The following is a 3,099-nucleotide window of genomic DNA, read 5'->3' on the forward strand; positions in this document are numbered from 1 at the left end:
CATCAAAGCTCCCCCGCCACGCTCGACATAGCTGCGGAAATTGCCAGCCAGACACACACCGTAATGCTGTCGCCGGAATTTCTCAATATTGTGGCATGAGCTTAATTCCGAGAGGGACCAATGGTTTCCTCAAGCCGCCGGGTGCTCCCGCCGCGTCACGCGATCAGCCGCGAGGCAAAATCGGGAAGCAGGCCTGCGTCGCCGGCAAGACGGAAATCGGCGCCCGCGATCCCCGACTGCACCAGCCAGTCGTCGAACTCCGGCGCGCGGCGCAGGCCGAAGACGTCGCGGACGTAGAGCGCGTCGTGAAAAGACGTCGACTGGTAGTTCAGCATGACGTCGTCGGCCCCGGGGACACCCATGATGAAGGTGACGCCGGCGGCCGCCAGCAGCGTCAGGAGATTATCCATGTCGTCCTGGTCCGCCTCGGCGTGGTTGGTATAGCAGATGTCGATGCCGAGCGGCAGGCCGAGCAGCTTGCCGCAAAAGTGATCCTCCAGCCCGGCGCGGATGATTTCCTTGCCGTCGTAGAGATATTCCGGGCCGATGAAGCCGACCACGCTGTTAACCAGGAGCGGGGCATAGGCGCGCGCGACCGCATAGGCGCGCGCCTCGCAGGTCTGCTGGTCGACGCCGTGATGGGCATTGGCGGACAGCGCGGAGCCTTGGCCGGTCTCGAAATACATCACGTTCTGCCCGACCGTGCCGCGTCGCTGCGCCAGCCCGGCCTCCTGCGCTTCCCGGAGCAAGGCGAGGTCGATGCCGAAGCTGCGATTGGCGGCCTCGGTGCCGGCGACCGACTGGAAGACGAGGTCGACCGGCACGCCCTGCCCGATCAGCGACAGCGTCGTCGTGACATGGGTCAGCACGCAGCCTTGCGTCGGGATCTTCAGTCGCGCGATGATCTCGTCGAGCAGCCGCAGCAATTGGGCGATGACGGCCGGATCGTCGCTCGCGGGATTGATGCCGATGCAGGCATCGCCGGCACCGAGCAGGATGCCGTCGAGGATCGAGGCGGTGATGCCCCTGGCGTCGTCGAACGGATGGTTGGGCTGGAGCCGCGTGCTCATCCGCCCCTTCAGCCCGATGGTGTTGCGGAAGGCGGTGGTGACCTCGCATTTCCGCGCCGCCAGGATCAAGTCCTGGTTGCGCATCAGTTTCGAGACCGCGGCCGCCATTTCCGGCGTGATGCCGGGGGCGAGCTTGCGCAGGATCTCGGGCGTCGCTGCGTCCGACAGCAGCCAGTCGCGGAAGGCGCCAACCGTGAGCGCCGCCACCGGCGCAAAGGCCCTTGCGTCATGGCTGTCGATGACGAGGCGGGTGACCTCGTCGGTCTCGTAGGGGATGAGGGCTTCCTGCAGGAACTGTCCGAGCGGGACATCCGCGAGCGCCATCCGCGCCGCGATCATCTGCTCGGCGCTGGCAGCGGCAATTCCGGCCAGCCGGTCGCCGGAGCGCGGCGGCGTCGCCTTGGCGAGCAGGTCGCGCAGATCCGGGAAGGCATAGGTCGTGGCGTCGATTGTATGGCGGTAGACCAAGGTCCCCTCCGGGGTTCGTCGGCCAACGGCCGACTCCAGACCGATCTCAAGGGCGGCCCGGCGTCAGGAATACGCGCCTGGCGGCCGGCGCGCACGCCGATGTTTCGGGCATGCCGCGCGATCCCCGGGCCGATCTGCCGGAAACCGACAAGGCCGCTCCAAATCACTGAGATATCTCACATTCCTTCAATCCGGAGCAAGCGCTCCCGCGCCGGGCGTTAACGCCGCGTCCATCTTCGTTCCGCATAGTTTTGCATAGATTCTACACAACCGCGCTCACCGGCCGCTTCAGGCCATTCGGGCCCCTGAAAACCATGACCATCGACCAATCTGGGAATGCCGCCGGCCTCGCCGGCCGCTTCACGCTTGCAACCAAGCTCTATGCGATCTTCGCGCTGTTCGCGCTGCTCACGGCGGCGATCGCGATGCTGTCCGACTACAACAGCCGCCGCAGTGCCGACCTGACCAGCGCGATCGAGACGGCGAATGCGGCCGCGCTGAACGTCGAGCGCGTCAACTCGCTGGTCTACGCGGTGGTGATGGAATCGCGCGGCGTCTACATGTCGACGGAGCCTGCCGTCGTGAAGAAATACGGCGAGGGCCTGCTCAAGTTCAACGCGCAGATCCTCGACGTCGTGAAGCGCTGGGAAACCATCGTCAGGGACGACGATGCCGAGCAGTTCGCCACCTTCAGGAAGCGAATCGAGCAGTTCGTCGAGTTCCGCAAGGAGCTGGTCCGCCGCGGCATCGAGATCAATGCGGCCGCGGGCCGCGAATGGGGCGACAACGACGCCAACCGCGCCGTGCGCTCGGCGCTGAACAAGGATCTCGAGGCGCTGTCCAAGGTCTATGCCGAGCGCGCCAAGCAGATCGCCCAGCAGACCGAGACCAACCGCACCCTGTCCTTCCTCCTGACCTGCCTTGCCGGCGTGGCACTGGCGCTCGTCGTGATCGGCATCGTCATCATCGCCCGCTCGATCGCCCGGCCGCTCGCCTCGATCACCGCCACCATCAAGCAGGTCGCCKATGGCGCCGAGAACGTCGTGGTGCCGTACGGCCACCGCGCCGACGAAATCGGCGGGCTGGCCCGCGCGATCCAGATCTTCCAGGACGCGATGGGGCGCAACCGCAAACTCGCATCCCAGGTCTCGCAGGATTCCGCCGCGCGCGAGCAGCGCGCCCGCCATATCGAGCAATCCGTCGAGGAGTTTCGCGACGCGATCGGCGCGATCATGCGCGGCCTCAGCGACAACGCCTCCGTCATGCGCGAGACCGCGCAGACCATCACGCGCGTCACCGCGGATGCGAGCAACCGCGCCGGGATGGCGGCAAACGCCAGCGAGCAGGCCTCGCACAACGTCACGGCGGTCGCAGGCGCCGCCGAAGAGCTGTCGGCCTCCGTCGAAGAGATCGGCCGGCAGGTCCGGCAGAGCGCCGGCGCGGTCGAGCAGACCGGCCRGCGCACCGAGAAATCGATCTCCGAGATCGAGAGCCTTGCGGCCGCCACCCAGCGCATCGACGGCGTGCTCAACCTGATCCAGGCGATCGCCGAGCAGACCAA

At 66.6% G+C, this 3,099-nt stretch carries 2 protein-coding genes; one reads left to right on the forward strand and one right to left on the reverse strand.

Annotation, left to right across the window (positions count from 1 at the left end; translation table 11 throughout):
• Positions 1-155 precede the first annotated feature (155 nt).
• Positions 156-1,538: an ethanolamine ammonia-lyase subunit EutB gene (locus tag AC1D00_RS33845; protein ID WP_135172468.1), complete on the reverse strand. Its 1,383-nt coding sequence runs from the start codon at positions 1,536-1,538 to the stop codon at positions 156-158.
• A 314-nt stretch (positions 1,539-1,852) separates the two neighbouring features.
• Between AC1D00_RS33845 and AC1D00_RS33850 the strand changes: the two genes are divergently transcribed.
• Positions 1,853-3,099, forward strand: a 1,247-nt coding sequence (locus AC1D00_RS33850; RefSeq protein ID WP_477013661.1) for a HAMP domain-containing protein, incomplete at its 3' end; no start/stop codon positions are given.

It is taken from the genome of Bradyrhizobium sp. P2_E8 (assembly GCF_056403875.1).